Raw genomic sequence first — 25,072 nt, forward strand, 5'->3', positions numbered from 1 at the left:
CTTTCTATTGTTTTGTCCTATAATTAATATTATGTTAAATAAAACTATTTAAACTGTTCCTGATCTATTCATCCCTCACTAACTCCAATGTCACCTCATACACATTCCTCTTCTCCATTTTAGCTTTTAGCCAGGCATAAAAACTAATCATAAAAATATCCTCTCTTTCCTTGGGTCGCCAGATAATTGTTTTATCCACAAGCAGTCTGAATTCATCAGATTCCACAATATCAGGTTTGTTTACTATTTTCTTAATCAGTCTTAAAAAATTACTGGCATTACTGGTTGCGCCAAATTTTAAAATCTGACCGTATGTCCTATCCAAACTCTGAATACGCGATTCTAAGAGCGTAGATTCCTGTAATTCGATCAATAGAATAATTTCCAAAAACTTTTTGTGTAAAGCCCAATCAATCCCTATATTTCCTTCGTACCAACGATCGCTGCGGGTTAAACGGAATAAATGTTTTCTGGCTTCTTTATGGTTTTCTTGCTGGAGTTCAATCATCATTGCGACTAAACGAGGATTCATGGTGTCGTCGTGGGAATTATTGTTTAGTACGGACTCAAGAATTTCTAAGGCTTTACTAAAGTTACCGGTATAATTGAAATATAGTGCTTCCAGATTCTTGTATTTAACATAATGTTTTGGTTGTAGTTTTGGATCGATGATTTCTTGCAAACGGTCGAGATAGAGTTTACAGTTATCGAAATCTCTGCGTCTGAAATAGATATTTGCTATATGATAAACTAAGTCTATACGGTAATTTGGATGCCGTCTCTCCCCTCTTCTTTCAAGTAGTTCGAGTTTTTCGACAAAGAATAAGTCTATAGTTGAATAATCTTTTTTCGCTTCTGCGACAATATCAGCTATTTGCGCTATCTGGCTGAGTAATTTATAAGTATAAGTCATTTCAGAATCGCCTCCAAACTTCACAAATGCTTCATTGATAAGTGCATCTAAATTAATTTTCATTGTTGCATTTTCATTGAACGCTTTCTTTACCCTTGCGTAAACCATATTTAACCGCTCCTGTTCCATGAATTGTTCCGTATTTCTTTTCAACTTCTCAAAAATCTCTTCCTGATCCGGAGCTTCAGATAAATGAGAGTATTCTACATACGTATGGTAAATTTCATTCAATAGAGTTAGTTGTCCGGCTTCCATTGCCAACTCTTCTGCCCTTTTCAATAATTTGAATCCTTTTTTCTCCAGTCGATTATCTAACAATTTGCGCACAACCAGAATTCTTTTCATGAGTTGTACTTCCAAAGACGCTTCTTTTTCAAGACTTAAATTCGCCAGAAAATCAATCAGATTATCCATCAGACGTTTTTTGAGTACATTGAAAGCATTTGTACCGATTTCTTGTCGGATCAAATCTGCCTCTCCCTTATCAATTGCTGAAAACAAGGTTATATTCCGCGTGTCATGTCGCTTGTTTTTTCGATCAAGAAAACGAATAAATTCCTGTTTTTCGGTAGTGGTTAAGAGACTTATTATTGCTATACTATCATTCATATATCGTAATAAATTTAAGATATTAAATAATATTAATAAAGTATATAGAACAAAAAATAATAAATATATCGTAATTAAATATTTAAAATGGGTTTGTTCAAATAATACAGATACCTCACTTTTGTCCCAGAACTTAAAAACAAAAAGTATGACAAACGATGAAAGAAATGTAACAGCAACCTATGAAAACAATACTTCGAAGCGAGCGGTGCAAACAAATGGAATGAAACCAACACCTGCATTTATCGGAGCATCGTGGGTAGCTCTCGGAACGGGTTTGATTTCGTATTGTATCGGTTTATGGAATTCGGATATGTTACTCAATGAAAAAGGATATTACTTCACTATAATATTGTTCGGGTTATTTTCAGCTATTTCGGTGCAAAAATGCGTGAGAGACCGCTCCGAAGGAATTGAGGTAACGGATATATACTACGGAATCAGTTGGTTTACAACACTTACTTCTATTGTATTGCTGGTGGTTGGACTACGCAATGCTGATTTATCCTTAAGTGAAAAAGGGTTTTACGGAATGGCTTTTACCCTATCCTTGTTTGCTGCCATTGCTGTTCAGAAGAATACACGAGACAGTAAGTTTTTTAAAGAAGAGGAAAGCACCTACTTTTAGATTCTACAAACAAAAAGCACACTCAAACGAGTGTGCTTTTTCAACCTAAACAACGTATTATGAAATATACTTATTTCCAATGTGAATAACCACCTGTCAAGTCATACACCTCCTTAAACCCGAGACTTAACATAACCTTTGAAGCTCGTCCTGAACGATTCCCGCTTTGGCAGTATATTGCCACCGGTTTATCTTTATCCAATTGCTGAATTTTATCCGGAAAATCGGGACTGGTATAATCAATATTAACAGCACCTTCAATATGTCCCGCATTGAATTCCCGCGGAGTACGTACATCTACAAACTGAATATTTTCCTCAGTAATTTTCTCTGTAAAAGCCCCTTTGTCAAGCTTTGTGACTGTTCCTCCGTTTGCTTGCTCCTGAATCGGAGTTTGTTGCGCCTGACAACCTGCAAAAAATAATACTACTATCAACGTACTAACGAATCGCATACTTATTTTCTTTTATAGAACAAACTTACTGAAGTTTAAGCAAAAGCCATGTGATATTTATCACACAAGGAATAGAATTGTAAATTTGTACATGTTTACCCGGGAACAAGTTAAAGAATATAAGACGGCCTTTTGGGAAAAGTTCCGTCAGAAAATGGAAAAACAACGCTCCGCTACCGGAAAGCGTAAAAACTGGTTACATTACCGCTCAAATATTAAAGGCATTTTCTTCCGGCTTGAAGTTACCGGAAAAGAAGCTTTTTTTGCCATTGATATCCAGATGAAGGATAAGGGAGTCCGCGATATTGTCTGGGAACAATTCATGGAAACACGACTCCTTCTCGAATCTACTATCGGGAATGAAATGGTTTGTCTCCCTTCATACGCCCTTACACCTGATACGATCTCCCACCGAATGCAATGGACTTTAGAAGATGTGAACTTGTTTAATGAATCGGATCACGAACGAATCATGGAGTTTTTAGCAGAAAAAATAAAAGGTTTGGACGAATATTGGTCGGATTTCTTCGATTTGTTTTATTCACTCTGTTCGTAAACAAAACAGGCCGAATCCATACGAATCAGCCTGTTGTTATTTATATACTATTATATCTCGCTATTACTTTTCCTTATCTACCAATAGGAAGTTATGATCAGTGGAAAACTTCTGTTGTACTTCGATGAGATTCTTATTCGCATTATCAATACGATCCTGAATTTCCTCCATCAGGTCATACGATTTATCTGCCATATCATCCGTGTAATCTGCATCATCTACTGATTCGATTCTCACACGTTCTTCGTATTGCGGAACAGACTTAGCTACAGCTTCAACATATCCCTTAGCAGCGTTCTGAAGTGCAGCATCTCCAAAGAAATCTCCGTGATCTTCTACTTCCTTTTCTGTTGTCTCAACCTGTTTCTTTAAATCAGAAAGCCCGGCGTTCATTTCTTCTGGAACATAATCATCAAATGTTTCGTTCAGACTTTCTACCTTTTCATCCAAACGATCAATCATATTCAACAGATCATCATTATACTTCACCCCTTTCTCAGGAGTTTCTGTTTCGCACGAGACAAGGAATACAATTCCCAGAGATAGCATTACTGCTTTACCTAATTTCATAATTTGTAATTTTAAGGGTTGTTTTTTCATGACGAAAATACAACTTTAACCAGTAAAAAACAATTGATTATTTCTTTATCTCTTTGATTTTGAACCCCAATAGAACAACATCATCGGTTTGTTCGTGATCTTTTTTCCAGAGGTCAAACGTATTTTGAAAAATACGTAACTGTTCAGGCATCGGATAATCCTGAATTTCAAGAATCAACCTTTTCAGACTGCGCTTACCAAATTTTTTATTCTGTTCCCCACCAAACTGATCCGTAAATCCATCGGACAACATATAAAACTGATCATCAGGCTGCACTGAAATATGGTGCATTTCGAAATCCATGAATACACGTTCGGGTTTCAGTCCTATCGGGTAACGGGAAGATTTAAAACTTTGTAATTCACCGTTTCGGACTAAGTACAAGTCGTTTAAAACACCGGCATAAAGTAACACTCCTTCATTTTTACGAATACAGCAAATTCCTATATCCATCGCATCATTCACACCATTCTCCTTGTTCTGGCTACTAAACGTGCGAATAACCTTTAAGTTTAGGTAGGCCAGAACTTCATCCGGAGTTTGCATTTTCTTTTCATAAATGGCCTGGTTCAAAATATTTGTCCCAACCAGACTCACCAATGCACCTGGGATTCCATGACCAGTACAATCTGCCACAACCACCCAAATAGCATCGGGCGTTTCCTCTACCCAGTAAAAGTCTCCTGACAATTTGTCTTTAGGTTTAAACAGCACCAGACTATCCTCAAAATATTCTTCCAGATCCTGAGGGGAGGGTAAAAATGTATTCTGAATACGTCGGGCATAATTGATGCTGTCTGTTATGTCTTTATTACGCTGCTCCAGTTTTGCATTTTTCACCCGGATAGCTTCTTTTAAACGGAACTGGTAAACAGCCAAAGCAACATCAGAAGTAATTTCCTTCAGAAAGTCGATGGTCTCCGCATCAAAATCAACAGCACGTGTACTTCCGAAGTTCAATGAACCTACCAATTCTTTATTGTAACGAATCGGTAAACTAATGTATCCCCCCACTCCATGATCTTTATACAGATATTTCTGGCTGGAAGTAAGTTCATTTTCGTTAGCATTCTCCAGATCATTTACGATAAACTCAGCACTCTTCAGGATATGTATAGAACGTTTAAAATCCGCTATAGGCAATTTGTCCATGAGAATCTCATCTACTGATCCCTGCGGATCGCCGGAAATAACATTAACAAACTCTTCGTCAAACTCATAGATCGCAATAGAAACGCGATTACAGGGAAGCCCGAACCCTTTTATATTGATAATAATTTCATTGAAGATATCATTCAGACTGTCCGCTTTCAATAGTTTCTGATCCAGTTTATGAAGTGTGCGTAATCGCTCACTATACAATCTAATCTGGGCTTCAGCCTCTTTTGTTTTTGTACTATCCCTACCTATACATATAATTCGCGCTACTCTACCTTCTTCAAGAATCGGTGTGAAACTGATATTGGCCCAAAATTCCTCTCCCGATTTCTTTTTCAGACGTAATTCGGCATAGTGCATACAACGATCTTCATACACAGCATGAATGGTCGAATGGAATATCTCAGGACTGTCAGATTGATCAAAAAAGAAAGAAGAAGTATCTGCTCCCAGGACATCGGTTTCATCATACAACGTCACCTTCAGAAAACCAGGATTCACCCATTCAATTGTATTTTCCTCTCCTATCAACAGTACAATATTGTCCGTTTCACGAGCAATTAGCGACAGTTTCTTTAGTTCGTTTTCTGCATTCTTTTTTCGCGTAATCTCCTGCCCTACTCCAACTTTTGATTTTTTTCCAAGACTGACAACTTTCCAGTGAAACCATTTTTCTGTCCCTTCTTTGGTAACGACCATCGAGTCATAGCCATCTTCCCGGTCCGCCCGTTCATTAATGTGATCTCGGAAATGCGTTAATTCTTCATCCGTTACTTTTCGTTGCATACGCACATCCCACCACCCTCTGTTCAGTATTTCCTGACGACTGTAACCGAGAATACGGTTTATATTTTTGGAAACGAAAGTCACTTCACCACTTGAATCAGAAGCCAACACAAGCGCATCGATATTATTCAGAACATAATCACTAAACTGTAGTTTTTTAATAATACGCCTGAACAAAAACAAATTAAAAAAGGAAACCGGAAGACTTAATCCCACCAACAAAAAGAAAAAGATCGTGTCTTCATTAATCCCATAGTAACTTCCCGAAACGATGGTCAGCAAAACAATAAAAGATAAAAAAGGTACTAACAACCTGTACCGGGTAAAAAAAATGGGGGCAGAAACAACGATTATCGGAATAGTAGCAAAATAGGCAGGATTTATTTCATTAATCCATGTAAGGTAAAATGTTTGTAAACTCAGTAAAGCAAAAGTAATCCTCGAAATCCGCCAATGGTGTCTCCGTACTTTTCGGGAAACAATAATTAATAAAAGAGCCGACAAACAATAGACTGAGAAAAGTAAGCGAATCAAAAAAGGATCATTCACATCACTGAAATACTCATACAGCAATCCCGCAACAGGGTGAAACACAGCCAAACTGAGGAGAAGAAATTGTGAAGCCAGTACGAGTTGATTTGTCATCTTCTTAAAACTACGTCATGAAGATAGAAATTTCAAGAAAAAACGGACATTTTTTGTGACAAAGATTCAGTTTACATTAAAAATAATACCGTACACTAATCAGGAAACACCTTTTACATAAGGATAACTTGTTTGGCAGGAAATTTGATTATCTTTTTAAAGAATAACAAATACATACACCATGAAAACGACAAAGAACACCAGAAAAATGCCCAATATGACAAATACAAAACGTATTCGCAGTAATACTACTAACGGATTTGACCAGGCGCTATCTGTCCTGGGGATTTCCTGTAAACCGGAAAAGCAATCTGAAAAACAGGTCGCTTAAAAAGGATTGGTAGCGAAAACGCTGACTTCGGGAATGAAACCTCTTCTATCCATTTCAAGAGTTGAAAGAACCGTATGCGCAATTTCTGTCGGAGTCAGTTTTTTATCCTGTATCGCTCTTTCTGTACGTTCGGGAGAGTTAAAAGCTGTCGGAACTTCAGACGGATTCACCTGGATAACACGAATATCAAAAGGACGCAATTCAGCCTGCCATGCCTGTGTCATTGCACGCAACGCAAATTTACTTGCCGCATAAACCGATCCTTTGGCAAAACCTTTCAGAGAAGCTGTCGATGCAATATTAACGATATCACCTTGTATCTTCTCTGACTTAAATCGTTTCACAGCTTCTTTAGCCATCATTGCGGCTCCATATACATTTACCTCAAAAACTTCACGGAAGTCTGCTCTGTTTAAACTGTCTAATTCGGAAAAGGAACCAATACCTGCATTGTTAATCAAGATATCCATCCCCTTCCAGTTGGCATCGATCCAGTCAAACGTACGGGCAATATCATCATCACTTGCCACATCTGCTGTAACATAAGAACACTGTAACTCTCCTGCTACTTTTTTAAGTTTGTTCTCATCTCTTCCGGTTATCAGCACCTGTGCACCACGTTCGATAAACAAAGCCGCCATTGCCTTTCCCAACCCAGAGCTTCCACCTGTCACTAAAATTCGTTTTCCTGTCAACATAATTTATAATTTTTAAAAGTCCATATCTCCACCACTTCCGTTTCCGGAACCTCCTCTTCTTCGTCTGCTGTCGTTTCCTACTTCCAGCTTCCCAAACCGATAACTAACCGTCAGGAACAATCTACGCGACTGCCATTTGTATTCTGACTCCTGCCATACATTCTGATTCTCAACTAACATGTAGAATCCCTGCCAGTCAAAGACGTCTGAAATACGTAATGTTACGGATAATTTCTTATCCAAAAACTGACGTTGTAAAGATAAATCAATTGCCGGTTTATACTGAACAAGTCCTTGTGGCACTACGCGCGGTGCATTATAGCGATAATTCAACTGAAAGGTCGTTGTTTTCTTCCAGAAATCAATAGCAGAACTCAATTTGAATCCCCAGTTTAACCCGGAATTGTTTTGCAACTCAGGATTAGAAGTAATCAGGAAACTCTGATAAACATTTGTCGAAAAATTGGTGCGCCACCAATCCCATGGACGGTAAATCACTATTCCTTCTACCCCGTAATTCATTGTTTTATCCAGATTATCAAAAACAGTTGCAGCAGTTCCGTCCGGATAATAGGTACGAACTCGTTGAATCACATCCGTTGAATGACGATAATATCCGGTCGCATTAACGGTCAGTTTTTTCCATGACTTGTTGTACCCTACTTCGAAACTGTTGATGTACTCCGGTTTCAAAGCCGGGTTACCCATACGTAAGTTGAACGGATCCGAGTACTCGGTAAAGGGATTTAAATTCCACGAAGATGGTCGGTTAATTCTTCTTGAGTAGCTCAAAAACAGCTCTCCCTTCTTCTTTAATTCATAAGCGAGGTGTGCAGACGGAAAGAACGAGAAATAATCATTTTTAAATTTCTCTCCGGTTGTAATCAACTCCGGTCGTACTAATGCCTGCTCAAGACGGATTCCTAATTGATACTTGAACTTTTTAATCTGGTGCCCAAATATTCCATACACCGCATAAATCTGCTCTGTCAACTTAAACCTATTGTTGATATTCGTATCCGGATAAAAATCTGCTGTTTCAAAATCATAAATCTCTCTGAACTGTGTTCTGTCATTTGTATTGACAATAGCTTTAGCTCCTGTTTCCAGACGCATAGCATTTTTGAAATTCCGAACAATATCCACCAAACCTGAAAAAACGGTATTCATAGTAGGGTTATCCAATTGCTCCATACGAGCCGGGTTTGTAGTCCACTCCATCAAATCGTATTCGTCATAATACCCTTTCACTGAGTTCTTTCCCCAGGATTGATTAAAGTCAGCAATCATCTCCCCTTTTTTATCTTTAAATGTCCACTGATAATTCAGATTCAGGTCAAAACTTTGCCTCGTGCGGGGCTCGCTGGAATTCCGCTGCCACACAGAATCCTTTATACCATTCAAATACAGTGTATTACTCAAGAGTCCGTCTCGGGTTCTTTCATTATACGAACCCGTTGCAGACATTCCGATGATGTGATTGTCTTTTATCCTGTAATCAAATCCCGCTTTTCCTGTATGACCGTTGTTATTATCACGTCCATACCTTTCCTGACTAAGAAATTCAGTTCCGAACGCCAATTCCCGTTCCCTATCTGAGAAAAAATTCCGATACCCATCATAATACCGGTAACTGTAATTGGCGAACACATTGAATTTATCATTTCTCAAATTGATACCAACAGCCGTTGTATAATTATTTCCGGTACCATACGTTCCGTCGATATTACCGTTAAATCCTCTCAGCTTATTCTTTTTCAAGACAATATTGATGATTCCTGACATTCCGTCAGGGTCGTATTTCGCAGAAGGATTTGTAACTACCTCCACCCGTTCGATAGAAGCAGCCGGAATAGCATCCAGGATCGCTCCCCTCGAACTTCCTGAAAGAGAGCTTGGTCTTCCGTCAATTAATACTGTTACATTGCTGTTTCCTCGAAGCGAAATCTGACCATCCTGATCAATATCAATGGACGGAACATTACTCAGAACATCATTTGCCGTTCCTCCCCGAGTAGACAAATCTTCTTCAACATTAAAGACTTTCTTGTCGATGCTTGTTTCCAGCATTTTTTGTTCTGCTTCCACAACGACTTCCGATAATTCATTATCCGCATTTTCAAGTAAAACGTCTCCCAATTTTCGGTGTTCTGAATTCCCCTTGAATTGAATATCGCTTATAATTTTCTCTTCAAACCCAATGAATTTAAGTCGCGCATAAAAGCTCCCTCTCGGAATATCCGAAATAGAAAAAAGCCCATCTATATTTGAAATCCCACCTGTTACCGGAACAGAGTCTTTTGCATTAAATAATGTGATATTCACAAAGTCCAAAGGCTGCTTATTACCTCCATCTAAAACCTTACCTGACAGCTTATTATTACCACTTGTTTGATTTTGAGCTTTAAGCTCTGGAATGGAAAGTAAAAAATAGCTGAGAAGAAGGACTAGTACGTATCCGTTGTAAAATTTCATGCCCAAATATAAGGTATTTACCCTGTAAAATAAAGTTAAATCAGCTATTCCGTTTAGCTGTTACAGCATCGGATAACCAAAGAAATGATTCGATAAATTTGTCAATGTTCGGCTTAAATTCTGAGTCTGAAAGGTTTCCTTCTTCATCAAAATGATTTTGTACTTTAGGAACTGTCAACATTTGTGAGACCGGAACTCCCCCGTACCACAGCACCATTTGTTGCAAAGAGGTGGCTGCCCGCATACCTCCCAAAGCACCTGCACTGACCGTACATATTCCCATTACCTTTCGGTAATACTCTTTTCTAAAATAATCAAGCGAATTTTTAAGAGATGCGGCCGGTGCACCATTATACTCCGGTGTTACTAAAATAAAAGCATCAGCCGAATCAAAAATCGAATGAAGCTTGTGCATAACTTCGGTTGGAGCAGGATGTTTTTCATAAATATATTCGAGAACCGGTAAATCATATGCTTTTAGATCAACCAACTCTGTCTCATACCCCCTGGATACTAACTCCCGGTGAATACAGACTGCAACACCATGAGATCTCCTTCCTTCCCTATAAGTTCCGGATACAACAACTATATTCATTATCAACTCCTTATTTTATCCAGAAGCTCGTTCATCAAACGCGCTTCCTCCGGTGTAATATTCCGCATAAAATCAGATGAATCTCCCAATCTTATATTAATTTCGTTCAAAAGATCAAGCCCTTTTTCGGTGATCATAACATATACCACTCTCCTATCTTTTTCACAGCGCGTTCTTTCAATCAGCTCTTTATCAATTAGTTTATCCATCAAACGCGTCGTATTGGGTGATTTCTCAACCATTCGGTCTCTGATTGTATTGACAGAAAGTGATGTTCCTTTAGACCCTCTCAGGATTCGAAGAATATTATACTGCGGAATTGTCAGACCAAACTCTTCTAAACTCTTGTTCTGATGCGTATTCATCCAGTTGGCGGTATATTTCAGATTTATCATCGCCTTGAATCGCTCATCTTTGAAGGTTGTCTGTATGGCTTCTTCAATTTTCATACTACAAAAGTACTTACCACGGTATTAACTACAAAGGAAAAACGCAAAAAATAGTTAACATCGCATAGTTAAAAGCAATCTATTTACCTAATCTTATTAGCTGAAAGCCACTGTTGGTAGACTCTAGCGTTTTTCAAATGATCGTTATACGAATGAGCAAAACTGTGCTTATACTCTCCTCCCGGCTTTGCACACATAAAATAGTAATTGTGTTTTTCTGCATTCAGGACAGCGTCTACGACACCAGAAGGGGGAATACAAATTGGTCCCGGAGGTAATCCCACATATTTGTAGGTATTATACGGACAATCAATATCTCTGTGCTTATAGGTCAAACGTTGAACACCATCCAGTTCGCGCCCCCAGCAATAACGGAAAGTAGGATCAGATTCCAGTTTCCAGTTATCCTTCAGACGGTTCAGGTACAATCCGGCAATAGTTGCCCATTCCTCCGAAACAATCCCTTGCTCACGATATACGATACTGGCAAGTGTTACGACCTGACTTTCTGACAACCCCAGTAATTTTGCTTTTCGTGCACGTTCTTCGTTCCAGAAAGACTTAAACTCCTCTGCCATACGCGCGACAAAACTTTCAACAGGTGTATCCCAAAACATTTTATACGTATTGGGGATAAACATAGAACCGAATGTTGAGGGTCTGAAGCCATAAAACGCAACTGTTTCAGGCTTTGTTAAATAAAATACCAGCTCAGAACTATCAATAACAAGAGCCTGTGCTACCTTACCGGAAACATCGTACAAGTCACGGCAATTATTGAATGTAACATCAACCTCTACTTCTGCATTTCCATTCCCTAGAGCATTTAACCGAAACCCATACACCAAATGTTTCACTGGATATCCTGCTTCGATAACATATTTTCCGGCAGCCACTAATGAATCAGTTAATCCCTTATACTCAGAAAGTTCATCAAAAGAAGTTTCTTCAGAAATAATTCCCTCCTCCTTCAATTGGGATTTTAATCCCTGAAGATCAGTTCCCGGATATACATAAATCGTTTTCTCAGAACTGTTAATCGTTTTTTCCTGAGCAGCCAGAAATAATTTAATGTACGGATAAGCAATATACCCCCCAACAGCCACAACGACCAACACAACCAACACGATTACCTTCGAACGACTCATAATTCTTCCAAAATTAACTGATAAAATGCAATATCCTCTCTGTTCTTACCTATTTTCCTCCACGACCTCAATACACCGCTCTTTTCGAACCCACACGCTTCAAAAAGTCGAAGACTGGGTTCATTCGATACGGAAATCATTGCATAAATTTGCTGAAAGTCAAATATATCTCTTCCATACTTTATTAATAACCGAATCGCTTCAGATGCATATCCTTTCTCCTTATTTTCAGGTTCAGCAATAAGAATGCCTACCCCGGCTCTCCGGTGTTTAAAATCTGCATCATAAAAATCAACACATCCTACAGGCAAATCATTTTCATTCAGACAAATCATAAGACGTAACTGTCCCGTCTGACGAAAATGCTGCGAGTTTTCTATAAAATGGTGAATATCGCGTAAAGAAAAGGGAATTTCAGTTTCACTCACATGCCAAAACGAGGGATTATTCTCCCACAACATAATTCGGGTTGCATCCGAAGATTCGACAGCCCGAAGATATATTTTATCACTCTTTAATCGCATTTTCCAACCGTTTTAAATCTATAAAACCTGCAACTGTTTCCTTACTATATTCAAGAACTCCTATCTGGTCTTCTTTGGTGTAGGCGGGTACATGAACCGACTTTATTAATCCGGATGTATCAAGCGCAACCAATAAATCAGCTACTGTATCAAATTGTTCATAATTCCCAAAAAGTACCTTATTTACAGGTTCAAGACACGTTCTACCGTCTGAAAGATCAATTTGAAAACTTTCTTTCAATTCTCTTTCTTCCAATTGAATACGAGCATTAAACCGAACAAAAAGAACCGGTTTTTTCTTTTTCTCAAATAACCGGGTTAATGCCTGAATCCCCTTATCAACCTGTGCTTCTTTTATGGTAACCGAAAAATACCGTCCATTCTTAGACAATGCTATGTGAGGCGGTATAAGCTTCCAGTTAATCACCCAAAGAAAAATACCCTCCTCTAAAAAAACAAAATCAGCTTCTTTCTGTATTTTGGATGCTGTCCACCTAAACATCTATCTCTCCCTTAAAAACGAGTACGGCAGGACCTTCCAACCATACTTCTTCATACGCTCCCCGTTCATTTGTCTTCCACCGGACATTTAGTGTTCCGCCTTTCGTAACAATAGTACGACTTCCCTCCTGTTCATTTTTGATTTTACCGTGCAAAAGTGCAACGGCGGTTACACCTGTGCCGCAGCTGTACGTTTCGTCTTCTACTCCGCGTTCATACGTTTCCACCCAAAGTGTACCGTCCTTTTTCTCTACAACATGATTCACATTCGTACCGGTTACACGAAACTCATCATTATAGCGAATCTGTTTACCAAATGTTACGATATCCGGAAAAGTTTCTTGTTCAAGAAAACGCACATAATGTGGTGATCCCGTATCCAGAAAATAATCTTCTCCCATTTTCCTGAATCCGGAAATCTTTCCCATTTTCAGACGAACAGTTCCGTCAGGGAGCATTTCTCCTTCGTGCGTTCCATCTATTGCTCCAAACCGACAATTTCCGGAAATGATTCCACAGGAAAAGGCAAATGCAATAGCACACCTTGCTCCATTTCCACAAAAACTCTGGGAACCGTCGGAATTGTAATAATTTACATAAAAGTCAACTCCTTGTTTCTTTTCCAAAAGAATCAGTCCGTCCGCTCCCACTCCAAACTTTTCGGCACACAAAAAACGAATCTGCTCTTCTGTAAGACCGGAATAATCAGAATGAATTGCATCAATCATGATGAAATCGTTTCCCGTCCCCTGATATTTAGAAAAATGAATAGTCATTGTTTAAAACGAAATAGAAGTATATTTTTCTGTTTTTATCATCGGAATCTCTGTTTCTTCCGTCCGAAAAAGTAACGTATTCTTATTCTGATAAATCAATTCAAACGATTCCTGTGGTGAAATACCATATAAAACTAACGTAGTTTTATTGAGACGATATCCCATAAAATCAATGGGGGACTCCCAGAATTCAACCATCATCTTTTTACTAAAATAAGAGGTCTCGCCTACTTTCTCAGCCAGTTTTCCAGAAGCTGATGTATCAGTGGAAACCGGAAGACCTTGAAGTAACACCGTTCTCTTACTTAGCAAGCGATCCGTTACAATATCCTCAGCGTCCACATCTTCTGTGACCGCAGAGAGGGTATCAGGAGAAATAGAATCTTCCGGTTTCTCCTCTACAATCAAAGCTGTATCAGAAACAACTGCTTTTTTCCGTTCGGGTTGCCTCTCAACTTTCTTCTTTGAAGCTTTAACTACTAATATGGTATCTGCTTTCTCCCGGTCATAACTTTCTTTTTTAATCGTAGTATGATTAATCACAATTCGGGGAAAGAAATCACCCAGGACATATATAACTATACCTCCCACTAAAAAGCCCAGAAGAAAGATAATAAATCGGTTCAAAATTACTGCTTACTAATTCGATGCAAACATACAAAAAAGCAAGACATTACACCAGTAGGATGCTTAACATTATTTAACACGGAGCCAGTAACATTACCCTCTGTTTATAGTTATCTTTATGTAGAACGTTAAAATATTATACACATGAAAAATATGAAATATCTTGGTTTGGGGTTGTTAGGGGGAATTATCCCTGCCGGACTGGTTTTTATTTTTCAACTCAACACTACTAGTCCATTAACGGAGAAACCAACCTCTTCTCCGCAATATCCGGTTCATACCACCAGTGTAATGCCTGTAGGAGCAGAAATGAATACGGATTTCACTATTGCAAGTGAAAGAACGATCCATTCGGTTGTGCACGTTACCACTAAGGTCGTTCGGCAACAAATTGTTCGTGACCCTATTCTTGAATTCTTTTATGGTCCGGGAGCCGGAAAAAAAGAAAACCTCTACGGTCAGGGAGCCGGTTCCGGTGTTATAGTATCGGAAGATGGATACATTGTTACGAATAATCACGTAATTGCCGATGCCAGCGAAATTGAAGTCACATTAAACGACAACCAAAAATACAGTGCAGAGGTTATTGGAACCGATCCGTCCACCGATCTTGCCGTACTGAAAATCAACGCAAAACATCTTCCGGCAATACAAATAGGAAATAGTGATAATGTAAAAATCGGAGAATGGGTGCTTGCTGTTGGAAATCCATTCAATCTGACATCTACTGTTACGGCAGGGATTGTAAGTGCTAAATCCAGAAACATTAACATTCTTCGTCAGAACGGTGATCAGAACCTCTTCCCTATTGAATCATTTATTCAGACCGACGCAGCGGTAAATCCAGGAAACAGCGGTGGTGCTCTCGTAAACACAAACGGTGAACTAATCGGAATTAATACAGCTATTGCCTCCCGGACAGGAAGTTATACCGGATATTCATTTGCTGTTCCTGTAAACCTTGTTGCTAAAGTAATGTCAGATATTATTGATTATGGCGTTGTACAACGTGGATTTCTGGGAGTCCGAATTATGGATATCAATCAGGAACTGAAAGAAGACAAGAACTTACCAAATACGCATGGAGTATATATTTCAGAAGTAATCTCTAAAAGTGCCGCTGAAAAAGCAGGTCTTAAAGATGGTGATGTCATTCTTAAAATAGGAGCTAAAAACGTAAATTCATCCTCTGAATTACTGGAGGAAGTTGGTAAAGCTCGTCCGGGAGAAAAACTCTCTATCACAGTTCGCCACAAAGGCGGAAGCGAAAGTATCAAAGAAGTCGTTTTACAGAATCAGGAAGGAGAAACGGAACTTGTTGCAAGAACCGAGACCTCAAAAGCTGTATTAGGAGCTACATTTGAGAAATTATCTGCAAAAGAGATGAAAGAGCTCAATTTGGATTCCGGAGTGAAGATAAAATCTCTTAGTCCCGGAAAACTAAAATCTCTGGGGTTAACAGAAGGAATGGTTATAACAAGAATTAATAACGAAAAAGTTTCTGATATTGAGACACTAACCAGTAAGTTAAACAAAAAAAATGGAGGAATCTTACTGGAAATAGTAACCCAAAGCGGCAGAAAAGAGTATATAGGTTTTGGTTTGTAAAATGAATCAGAAACGTGAGGTATAAAGGACGTTTTAAGAACGTATTAAGTTAATAATAAAAATCACGTACGATTTATTTGACTAACGTGTTATTTTGCCGTAAATTTGCAAAACTTTATAGTTGTAAAGAAGAGAAAGGAAAAGAATGAGACAGCTAAAAATCACAAAATCAATCACTAACCGCGAGAGTCAGTCACTTGATAAATACTTACAGGACATTGGTAAAGAGGAGCTTATCACAGCTGAAGAAGAAGTAAACCTTGCCCGCCGTATTAAAGAAGGTGACCAACTAGCGTTGGAAAAACTGACTCGTGCGAATCTACGTTTCGTAGTTTCGGTAGCGAAACAGTACCAGAATCAGGGATTGACCCTACCGGATCTTATCAACGAGGGAAACCTCGGGTTGATAAAAGCTGCTCAAAAGTTTGATGAAACGCGTGGATTTAAATTTATCTCCTACGCGGTTTGGTGGATTCGTCAATCCATCCTTCAGGCTTTGGCTGAGCAGGCACGTATTGTGCGTTTACCATTGAACCAGGTCGGTTCTTTGAACAAAATTAACAAGGCGTTCTCACGTCTTGAGCAAGAATTTGAGCGACCACCCTCTGCTGAAGAGTTAGCGGAAGCATTAGAAGTTCCTGAAGATAAAATCAAGGAAAGTCTTAATGTATCAGGTCGTCATGTTTCTATGGATGCACCCTTGTCTTCTGCTGAAGACGGAGGTACATTGATGGATGTAATGGCAAACTCTGATTCTCCAAAAGCTGATTCGCAGTTGATGGCTGAATCGTTACAGCGTGAAATCGAACGTTCATTATCCACGCTTACCGATAAAGAACGTGAAATTATTCGTTTGTTCTTCGGAATCGGAATGAACCATGGGCTTACCCTGGAGGAAATCGGTTCGAAGTTTAACCTGACGCGGGAACGTGTTCGTCAGATTAAAGAAAAAGCGATCAGACGTCTGCGGCATACGTCGCGTAATAAGCTGTTAAAAGCTTATTTGGGATAAAGAAAATTTCAGGGCTGCCTACTCGGCGGCCCTTTTTATTTGTAAATAATTCAAAATCAAATACTTTAACTAAAAATTATGGAAGCAGCAATCGGTTATGAAAATGAGCTGAAAGAGCATGTAAGAAGAGAACGTGCGGCTGTCAAGCTGTCCAGTAAAACAGGGCAATTGCTTTACGACAAAGGGATTGAGCTTGTACTGTTCAGAAACCACCTCATTGACACAACAACTTCAGAGATTCTGAATTTGCATGAATATGCAGAAAAAGTAGTAAACAAACCTATTGATGTTTACACAACTTCAGAATTGGCTGAAGAATTGTTGAAAATGGATTTAGCACCATCAAAACTTGATATCGGAAAGTTAGCCAGTGACTGGTTATCTGCTCAATCCAACTATGCTTCTAAAGCTGATTTCCTGAATGATATTCTTGCTGATTTTATCGGAGAGGAAAAAGGAAGTTTCGAACCACGTGATGTTGTTCTCTATGGTTTCGGGAGAATTGGTCGTCTGGCTGCACGTGAATTAATCAAGCAGGCAGGAAAAGGACAGCAGCTCCGTCTTCGTGCCATCGTAACACGAAGTTCTTCGGATGCAGATATCATCAAGCGGGCTTCTTTATTGCGTTCGGATTCTGTTCACGGTGCTTTTAAAGGAACTGTAACTGTTGATACGGAAAACAAGGCATTGATCATTAATGGTCAGATCGTACACATGATCTCAGCTAATAATCCTGAAGATATTGATTACACAAAATACGGTATTAAAAATGCACTTGTAATTGATAATACAGGAGTATTTACAAATCGCGAAGCTCTTTCAAGACATATGCAAGCCAAAGGTGTTGAAAAAGTAATCCTTACTGCTCCAGGAAAAGAGATACCCAATATCGTTTATGGTATTAATCATAAAGATCTTGATATTGATAATGAGACTATTTTCTCTGCTGCTTCGTGCACAACAAATGCCATCTCCCCTATTCTTAAAGTGGTGAACGATAATTTCGGAATTGAAAAAGGTCATATCGAAACAGTTCACGCGTATACCAACGATCAAAACTTGTTGGATAATATGCATAAAAAACCAAGAAGAGGTCGTTCGGCAGCCATTAACATGGTTATTACTTCAACAGGAGCTGGAAAAGCTGTTACTAAAGTAATACCTGATCTTCAGGATAAATTAACAGCAAACGCAGTTCGTGTACCAACACCAAACGGATCTTTGGCTATTTTGAGCCTTTCGTTAGGTAAAAATGTTACAGCAGAAGAAGTTAACGCTGTTGTTCGTGATGCTGCTTTAAACGGAGATCTTGTCAACCAGATTTTTTATTCGGTTGATGAAGAATTAGTAAGTAATGACATTATCGGAAACACGTGTTGTTCGGTTTATGATGCGCCGGCTACAATCGTATCCAATGATGGTAAAAATGTTGTGCTGTATACCTGGTACGATAACGAATTCGGATATACAAAACAAGTAATCCGATTAGCAAAGTATGTTGCAAAAGTACGCCGTCTGATTTATTACTAATCAGTCGTCTCTATACTCAAAAACAAAAGCAGGTTTATAATAAACCTGCTTTTGTTTTTGATAGGTATCCACTTTTTCTATTCCTATAACTTCACATTAATTAGCTAAGACCAATAGACCGTTAATACGCTGGTTCTAACATTTCCCACAAGATATCTGCCTCATTTTGAGAAATAGTAAATAGATGATTCCCTTCCACTTCTTTCTCAATACCTAACGTGACTCTGGAGTAGTTCATAAATCGTTTCGCGCTTGAAGCAGACGGAGCCTCTTGTTCCTTTGCTAAAGCTCGTGATTGTGCAGGCTCATCAACATCTTTCGTTATAGCCTCTCTACTTGCAACCAAATCACTTGTTTTATCTTCATATAACTCGAACGATACTGTATCTGCTGCAACTTGAATAGTACCGGACTGCAGGTCTTTCTCTTTAGTAGCTATTAATATCTCCCGTTCCGAAGTGCTTATTTCCGGGCTTTTCCCTTCGCTTCTTTCTTTCATAACAGAATCAACCAATTGTTCTGTTCGTTCTACCGCGCTCTCCTCTACTTTTGCTATCTGCGGACTATCTTTCTCCGTTACCGGGATAAAAGGTAAAACCATAACCAATAAACAACCAATAGCAATTGCAATAGTTAAAGGTCTTGCATAAAAAGGTTTTTGACCGTTTGAAACGCCGATGTTCCATTTCCACCAGGGAACAGATTCTTTTTTCCACTTCCGGTCAAATGTCCCCATTAAACTCTCTTTCATTTTTTCAGAGGGAGTAATTTCTTCTCGGATCACTTCTTCCTTCGTTTGTATGAGCATTTTCTTCAGTATTTCAAATTCCTGTTCATTTTTGAACAATTCTCTACAAGAGTTTAACTGCTCCGGAGTTAACTCATTATATTGTTTGGTCAGTACTTCTAAAATATCATCTTTCATGAGCTCCTTTATATTCTATTTAACAACGGGTTGAACACTTGTAACTCTCCGGCCAATCGCTTTGTCACATTAAACAAACGGGATTTGACTGTACCTTCATTACACTCAAGAATAGCCGCAATCTCCTTTATAGACATCTCCTGAAAATGCCGTAAAACAAAAACTTCACTATGTTTATCGTCAATTTTATCCAATGCTTCGTTCAGAGCTTCTTTAAACTCATTCTCATGTATATCCTCCAGTACATCAGTACTACCGGATCGAATATCAGTTTCCAGTTCTTCTGTAGACTGCATTCCTGATCGAACGGCTTCCTTCCGATACTCATTCTTACACATATTATTTGCTACACTATATACCCATGTTTTAAACTTCCGTTTCGGGTCAAATAGATCCGGATTATTAATAATTTTCGTAAACAAATCATGAACCAGATCTTCTGATCGCTCCCGATCCTTCCATAATCTGAAAAAGAAATAGTTCAGCAGTTTTTTTGCGTACCTGTCATAAAGTTCAGAAAAAGCACGGGCATTTCCTTCTGATGATAATTTCATCAGCTCTTCGTCTGTCAATTGTTTATATGAAGGGGAAAATAATCCCATTTATTTCAATAGTTCTTCAATTCGTTGCTCCTCACCAATCCAAATGCCTATTTTCCTTATCAACTGTTCTACCTCTTTCACTTTATCAGTTCCAACTTGTTGCAGCCCCTTCTTTCTATAAGCAAATAAGTAAGGTAAATAATTGGCAGACCATCGTTTCGTTTTGTCATCTACTTCTTTTTCGCGAATTAGTTCCAGATTATCAAACAACTCCATAATAAAAGAATTGCTTGCTATTCCTGTTACAAGAACAACAGGACCGGAAATTACTTTTTCTTTAAATTGTCGGGTATATTGAACAGGAACTGAAAGCGAAACCCCAATATTGTATCCCGGATTCAGGCTCACAAATTCACTCAGAAACAGGGCATCCACACTTTTCGATTCCGGAACAAAATACCCTGATTCTTCTAACGACTTTCTATAATCCGGGATCAGGAGCCAATCCATACTAATCACTTCTACATCTGTTCTAAACTGGTTATTCACTTGTTGCTGCGTAACTGCATAAGTGTCATCAAATCCGTTACAAATTAATATACCATTTAGTGGAACTGCTTTAAGTATATCCTGACCATAGAGTAATTGATCACTGGTAAGAAAGTTCTGTTCCACTAAAGAGGATAGTATCGGTGCTGCAGCATTTTTTTGTTGAGTGCGTATGTAATACCCCGCCATTTCCCCTGCAATTCTTCTGTCATCAGGAGCTAGCCTGTATGCCTGTTGAAGAGCATTAACTTTTTGATCCGATCTGGCAGAAGAGGTGTATTCAAACCAATAGTTTTCTGCATTACGAACAGGTTGATTTAGATCAGCATCTTCCATTTTCGCCTTATAGCGATCTTTATCCATCTCTTTTTTTTCAACCTCTTCAACCGAAGTATTTTGAAGCCTGCTTTTCTCCTCCTGTTGGGTTCTGCCAACAATTGGGAACAGTGTAAATACAACAACGAAAATGCTATAAAAAACAGTTTGTATCATAGTTCAATGTGTGACTTGCAATCTTCTGTACACCTCTATTAAGAAAAGGTTCAAAATATCTTTTTTGTAAATTTACAATATGACAGCAAAAGAATTCAATAAACTCTCTATTAATCAACAATTACACCTGTTGAAAAAGGAAGGGGAATTTATTGAATCTTACTATTTTAAATTTACACATTGAATTGATCTTAGAAAGAGTTTAGATACTTAACCTACTTTGGATTTTTTCTTAGCCGTAAATTCAATAATTATTCCAATTGTTGGAAGCACCGTTCCTGTATAGTTGGTCAATTGCTCCGTTAAATAAGCATTCGGATTGTTCGGATCAACCACCGGCTGACCATTTTCATCTCGAACCACTGTCAAAATAGGTGTTAATTCGGCCTGATAATTATACACATTTTGAATATCCAAATAAAAGTTCAAGCTCCATCTCGGAAAGAAAAACTTCTTATCCACTCGGATGTCCAACTGATGAAAGCTACCCAGACGCATACTATTAAGCTGATTATAATCAAAAACTCCTCGACCGTTAACATCCCAGACCTGTTGCAACGAACTGGTTTGAATGTCGTAAGGTGTGTAGGGAGCGCCACCAGAATAGCGCCAACGAACTCCTATATCCCAGCCTTTTTTGAAGCTTTTACCCACAGACATCGAAAGAATATGACGACTATCCCATGCAGACGGAACATATTCTCCACCTTTATTTTGAAACTCACTGCGCACAAATGTATACGCAAGAAGTCCATAGAAGCCTTTGATCAATTTTTGCTGATAGAGGAATTCACCTCCTACTGAACGCCCCTTTGACGTAGAGGATACAGCTTCGTTACCAACAACTCCAAAGTCACCACCAATATTCGCAAGTGAGATTGAATCTCGCAAAGAGAATGGATAGCGATCATATACTTTATAAAAACCTTCTACTGAAAAACGCCCATTCCATTTTGACACATATTCAACACCTAAAACGGCATGATTTACACTGATGTAACGCAAATTATTATTTCTATTCACCAAATTTCCTTCATTATCTCTAAAACCTAAGATGGTGTATGCCGGAAGCTGGTGATATCGTCCTAAGTTTCCTGAAACAGCCCATTTCTCTGTTAAGCGATACGATAAGGATAGTATTGGGGCCAATTGATTTAATGGATTTGTCATTTCACTACTATAATCAGATATATCCGTTCGTAAACCAAAACTTGTATTAAACCGATCGTTGAAAAAGCTTTTAGAAACTTGTCCAAACATCGAGCCCTTACTCAATCGTAAATCAGATTGATAATCAATTTGAAGCAACTGATCACCAATTGCTATTATATTAAACGTATTGTTGTTATAGCGTGCATACTCATAACCAAATCCAGCGTTTATTTTCCATCCATTTTTCTTCCAATCATGCTCAAAGCGAAATTTGTTCTCGGCTTCAAATGAAGCATAATCCAGTAATTGATTTTCAGGAGTCTGAATATTATTTAAGTAACGAACAGCTGTGTTTTTAAGCATATTTCTTGAAACAACAACGGTCTGGTATGATTTTTTTGAAAAATGCGTCCATTTGGCTCCCACTGTGTAATTCCATTGTTCATTAATAGCCAGATTATTTAACAGATAAGTATTACGCTTCAACGTTTCTTCATCTGTAACGCCATCGTTAACCGATTCATTCAACCGAAAATTATCAATAGCCCCCAACCCAATAAAAGTCAAACGATTTTTTTGATTCAAATCGACATCGATTTTATATTGTGAATCAGTGTATTGGGGCAAAAATGGTAATCGAAGCGCTTTAAATAATAACTGAAGATAAGATGTACGAACAGAGAAAATAAAGTTCGCTTTTTTACCAATTGGCCCGTCAAAAGTCAAACCAAAATCACTTGATCCAACTGTAAAGGATGTAATTAACGCCTCATCATTTCCTCTTTTCTGTTTAAAGGAGAGTACCGAGCTCAACCCATTCGCACGATTCGCAGGAAAAGCACCTGCGTAAAAATCAACTTCACGAATAAAATTAACATTCAGCAAACCGACTGGACCACCACTACTTCCTTGTGTAGCAAAGTGATTAATATTCGGAACTTCAATATCGTCTAAGTAAAACTTGTTTTCACCTGGCGAACCACCTCTAATGATAATATCATTGCGGAAAGCAGGTACCTGAGCAACTCCAGGTAAAGCCTGCACTACTCTACTCACATCACGATTTGCCCCAGGATAACGCTCTATTTCAGTTGCATTCAATGTTCGCAAACTAACAGGTGATTCATCGTTGCGTCGAAAAGGATTAGCTTGTACGACAACCTCATTAGATACAGTTGATTTTTCGGACAGCGGGAAATCTAATCGTAGCGCACGTGAAATAGTTATCGTTATCTCAGCAAAAATAAGTTCTTCAAACCCCACACAGCTCGACTTAATGGTATATACCCCCGGGGCAAGACCTTCTATGGTATAGTTCCCGTCTAAATCAGAAACCGCTCCTATCCCTAACTCAGTAACCACGACATTGGCAAAAGGAATTGGCTCATTATTGGTTTCATTGAAAACTCGCCCGGTTATCATTCCGGATTGGGAACATAAAAAGAATGAAAAACTAACAAAAAACAGGGTTATAAAATGTTGCATCAAAATATTTTTAATTAAACATGTATTAACTTAATAATGTTCTGTAAAGTGAAAACTTTAAATAAAAGATCACTAGTGTCTGATAAAAATACTGATTAATCAAGTTGCTTTCTAAAAGCCTTGATTTTAAAGCGTATGCTTTCTTGATTTCAAAAGTAAGCCCCTTCTTTATGAACTGTTAAAGCAGATGGACTATTAGCGCACATCAGATTTGTATGTTGATAATGTTTTCATTGTATCCAGCGAAAAATTTCAGTGGAAAGTTGTGTTGAAAACTGTTTGAAGGGGAATTCGATTTGCCAGTGTTTCTTGTAAATTAGTGTAATGTACGAATGTAGAACACTGCGTATGCATCGGGAGATTTGAATATCGGACTTGTTCACGTAGTGATCTCCCATATGTTTTTAGGAAGTTGAATTGATCTTACTTTTGAGATCCAGTAAAGAAATCAGCTGTCCGAAAACAGACTATCTGAAAAAGTAACTACTTTTATTCATGTGATTTAGTTCTGCAAAACCAAATAGCATGAAAGCGGGAGGTCCTTAAACAAAAAATTCTGCTTTTCTAAAAAGTTTTATTGGACACTAGTTATTTACAATATGACAACAAAAGAATTCAATAAACTCTCTATTCATCAACGATTGAACCTGTTGAAAAAAGAAGGAGAATTTATTGGATCTCGTTTAAGCCTTGGGCATCGGGTGCATTTATTTTCCTGCAAAGGATATTTTCTTGAGATGTGGATTATCATCGGTATTGATCAGATTCGATGGATTGAAATTCAAACCAATCAAAGTATCCTTAATTTGTATCTGGAAAAACTAGATTTGCGAAAAAGTATTGATTTTTTTTAGTTTTAATCTGTCTGTTTTATCTTGTTTTGTTAAAAAAACAAACAGAAACCAGGAAAACATAGTGTTTTCTAACTCTTTTGTGAAAATGACTCTGCGTTATCCACAATCAAAGATCATGTTATTAACAATCTAATCGCAATCAAACTTAAACCTGTATTTTCGTCGGCGAAACTGTTAATCTATTATTATGAAAAAGTCAATTGCACTTACTTTTTTTGCATTTTCTATGGCTTCTATTTCGTTCGCTCAACAAAACAACGAATTGAGTCCATCACAATCAACTTCTTCTGTTAAAGGTAAAACCTCTTTAAAAAAAATAAAAGCAGAACAGACACCTGCTTCGAAGATAAACGAGGAAAAGACCATTAAAAGAGCTAATCTGGAAGCTATTCCTGAGCAACAAGTTCGAAAAGAAGAATTTGAAAACAATCAATCTAATTAAACAAGAC

At 38.2% G+C, this 25,072-nt stretch carries 24 protein-coding genes; 7 read left to right on the top strand and 17 right to left on the bottom strand.

Features of this window, described 5'->3' with window-relative positions:
- Positions 1–64: 64 nt before the first annotated feature.
- On the bottom strand, positions 65–1,522 hold the full coding sequence (locus AC4PL9_RS03720; RefSeq protein ID WP_491603434.1) for a tetratricopeptide repeat protein: 1,458 nt from the start codon (positions 1,520–1,522) through the stop codon (positions 65–67).
- Between the two features lie 148 nt (positions 1,523–1,670).
- Between AC4PL9_RS03720 and yiaA the strand changes: the two genes are divergently transcribed.
- Positions 1,671–2,150 (top strand): inner membrane protein YiaA, encoded by a 480-nt coding sequence (gene yiaA, locus AC4PL9_RS03725; RefSeq protein WP_491603435.1) that lies wholly within the window; start codon positions 1,671–1,673, stop codon positions 2,148–2,150.
- A 70-nt stretch (positions 2,151–2,220) separates the two neighbouring features.
- On the opposite strand, the gene AC4PL9_RS03730 is transcribed toward yiaA, so the two are convergent.
- Positions 2,221–2,604 (bottom strand): rhodanese-like domain-containing protein, encoded by a 384-nt coding sequence (locus AC4PL9_RS03730; RefSeq protein WP_491603436.1) that lies wholly within the window; start codon positions 2,602–2,604, stop codon positions 2,221–2,223.
- A 91-nt stretch (positions 2,605–2,695) separates the two neighbouring features.
- Here AC4PL9_RS03730 and AC4PL9_RS03735 point away from each other — a divergent pair, with 91 nt between their 5' ends.
- Positions 2,696–3,160 carry a DUF4268 domain-containing protein gene (locus AC4PL9_RS03735; RefSeq protein WP_491603437.1) on the top strand — a complete coding sequence of 155 codons (465 nt, stop codon included), beginning with the start codon at positions 2,696–2,698 and terminating at the stop codon, positions 3,158–3,160.
- Positions 3,161–3,223: 63 nt separating this feature from the next.
- On the opposite strand, the gene AC4PL9_RS03740 is transcribed toward AC4PL9_RS03735, so the two are convergent.
- The 11 genes from AC4PL9_RS03740 to AC4PL9_RS03790 form a co-directional block, all read right to left on the bottom strand.
- Positions 3,224–3,730 carry an LIC11966 family surface protein gene (locus tag AC4PL9_RS03740; protein WP_491603438.1) on the bottom strand — a complete coding sequence of 169 codons (507 nt, stop codon included), beginning with the start codon at positions 3,728–3,730 and terminating at the stop codon, positions 3,224–3,226.
- 67 nt (positions 3,731–3,797) lie between these two features.
- Positions 3,798–6,350, bottom strand: a complete 2,553-nt coding sequence (locus AC4PL9_RS03745; protein ID WP_491603439.1) for a SpoIIE family protein phosphatase — start codon at positions 6,348–6,350, stop codon at positions 3,798–3,800.
- 327 nt (positions 6,351–6,677) lie between these two features.
- Positions 6,678–7,379, bottom strand: coding sequence for an SDR family oxidoreductase (locus AC4PL9_RS03750; RefSeq protein ID WP_491603440.1), 702 nt, complete (start codon positions 7,377–7,379; stop codon positions 6,678–6,680).
- 12 nt (positions 7,380–7,391) lie between these two features.
- On the bottom strand, positions 7,392–9,854 hold the full coding sequence (locus AC4PL9_RS03755) for a TonB-dependent receptor (RefSeq protein ID WP_491603441.1): 2,463 nt from the start codon (positions 9,852–9,854) through the stop codon (positions 7,392–7,394).
- A 40-nt stretch (positions 9,855–9,894) separates the two neighbouring features.
- Entirely contained in the window at positions 9,895–10,449 is a 555-nt protein-coding gene (locus AC4PL9_RS03760) for an NADPH-dependent FMN reductase (protein WP_491603442.1), read from the bottom strand.
- A 2-nt stretch (positions 10,450–10,451) separates the two neighbouring features.
- Positions 10,452–10,898, bottom strand: coding sequence for a MarR family winged helix-turn-helix transcriptional regulator (locus tag AC4PL9_RS03765; RefSeq protein WP_491603443.1), 447 nt, complete (start codon positions 10,896–10,898; stop codon positions 10,452–10,454).
- 83 nt (positions 10,899–10,981) lie between these two features.
- Positions 10,982–12,046: an endolytic transglycosylase MltG gene (gene mltG / locus AC4PL9_RS03770; RefSeq protein WP_491603444.1), complete on the bottom strand. Its 1,065-nt coding sequence runs from the start codon at positions 12,044–12,046 to the stop codon at positions 10,982–10,984.
- Positions 12,043–12,570, bottom strand: coding sequence for a GNAT family N-acetyltransferase (locus tag AC4PL9_RS03775; protein ID WP_491603445.1), 528 nt, complete (start codon positions 12,568–12,570; stop codon positions 12,043–12,045). The genes mltG and AC4PL9_RS03775 overlap by 4 nt, the downstream gene beginning before the upstream one ends.
- Positions 12,554–13,072, bottom strand: coding sequence for a hypothetical protein (locus AC4PL9_RS03780; protein WP_491603446.1), 519 nt, complete (start codon positions 13,070–13,072; stop codon positions 12,554–12,556). Before AC4PL9_RS03780 ends, AC4PL9_RS03775 begins: the two co-directional genes overlap by 17 nt.
- Positions 13,065–13,847 (bottom strand): diaminopimelate epimerase, encoded by a 783-nt coding sequence (gene dapF / locus AC4PL9_RS03785; protein WP_491603447.1) that lies wholly within the window; start codon positions 13,845–13,847, stop codon positions 13,065–13,067. The genes AC4PL9_RS03780 and dapF overlap by 8 nt, the downstream gene beginning before the upstream one ends.
- 3 nt (positions 13,848–13,850) lie before the next feature.
- A complete protein-coding gene (locus AC4PL9_RS03790) occupies positions 13,851–14,474 on the bottom strand; it encodes a hypothetical protein (protein WP_491603448.1) in 624 nt (207 codons plus the stop codon).
- Between the two features lie 144 nt (positions 14,475–14,618).
- Between AC4PL9_RS03790 and AC4PL9_RS03795 the strand changes: the two genes are divergently transcribed.
- The 3 genes from AC4PL9_RS03795 (at position 14,619) to AC4PL9_RS03805 (ending at position 18,624) form a co-directional block, all read left to right on the top strand.
- Positions 14,619–16,082, top strand: coding sequence for a Do family serine endopeptidase (locus AC4PL9_RS03795; protein ID WP_491603449.1), 1,464 nt, complete (start codon positions 14,619–14,621; stop codon positions 16,080–16,082).
- A gap of 145 nt (positions 16,083–16,227) precedes the next feature.
- Positions 16,228–17,094: a sigma-70 family RNA polymerase sigma factor gene (locus AC4PL9_RS03800; RefSeq protein WP_491603450.1), complete on the top strand. Its 867-nt coding sequence runs from the start codon at positions 16,228–16,230 to the stop codon at positions 17,092–17,094.
- Positions 17,095–17,172: 78 nt separating this feature from the next.
- Entirely contained in the window at positions 17,173–18,624 is a 1,452-nt protein-coding gene (locus AC4PL9_RS03805) for a glyceraldehyde-3-phosphate dehydrogenase (RefSeq protein WP_491603451.1), read from the top strand.
- Positions 18,625–18,745: 121 nt separating this feature from the next.
- Here AC4PL9_RS03805 and AC4PL9_RS03810 read toward each other — a convergent pair whose 3' ends face one another.
- The 4 genes from AC4PL9_RS03810 to AC4PL9_RS03825 form a co-directional block, all read right to left on the bottom strand.
- On the bottom strand, positions 18,746–19,549 hold the full coding sequence (locus AC4PL9_RS03810) for a hypothetical protein (protein ID WP_491603452.1): 804 nt from the start codon (positions 19,547–19,549) through the stop codon (positions 18,746–18,748).
- A gap of 8 nt (positions 19,550–19,557) precedes the next feature.
- Positions 19,558–20,151, bottom strand: coding sequence for an RNA polymerase sigma factor (locus tag AC4PL9_RS03815; RefSeq protein ID WP_491603453.1), 594 nt, complete (start codon positions 20,149–20,151; stop codon positions 19,558–19,560).
- Positions 20,152–21,132, bottom strand: a complete 981-nt coding sequence (locus tag AC4PL9_RS03820) for a hypothetical protein (RefSeq protein ID WP_491603454.1) — start codon at positions 21,130–21,132, stop codon at positions 20,152–20,154.
- Positions 21,133–21,342: 210 nt separating this feature from the next.
- A complete protein-coding gene (locus AC4PL9_RS03825; protein ID WP_491603455.1) occupies positions 21,343–23,769 on the bottom strand; it encodes a TonB-dependent receptor in 2,427 nt (808 codons plus the stop codon).
- Positions 23,770–24,368: 599 nt separating this feature from the next.
- On the opposite strand from AC4PL9_RS03825, the gene AC4PL9_RS03830 reads away from it, so the two are divergent.
- A complete protein-coding gene (locus AC4PL9_RS03830; protein WP_491603456.1) occupies positions 24,369–24,623 on the top strand; it encodes a hypothetical protein in 255 nt (84 codons plus the stop codon).
- A gap of 187 nt (positions 24,624–24,810) precedes the next feature.
- Positions 24,811–25,065: a hypothetical protein gene (locus AC4PL9_RS03835; protein WP_491603457.1), complete on the top strand. Its 255-nt coding sequence runs from the start codon at positions 24,811–24,813 to the stop codon at positions 25,063–25,065.
- Positions 25,066–25,072 lie beyond the last annotated feature (7 nt).

Source organism: Wandonia sp., from assembly GCF_984588085.1.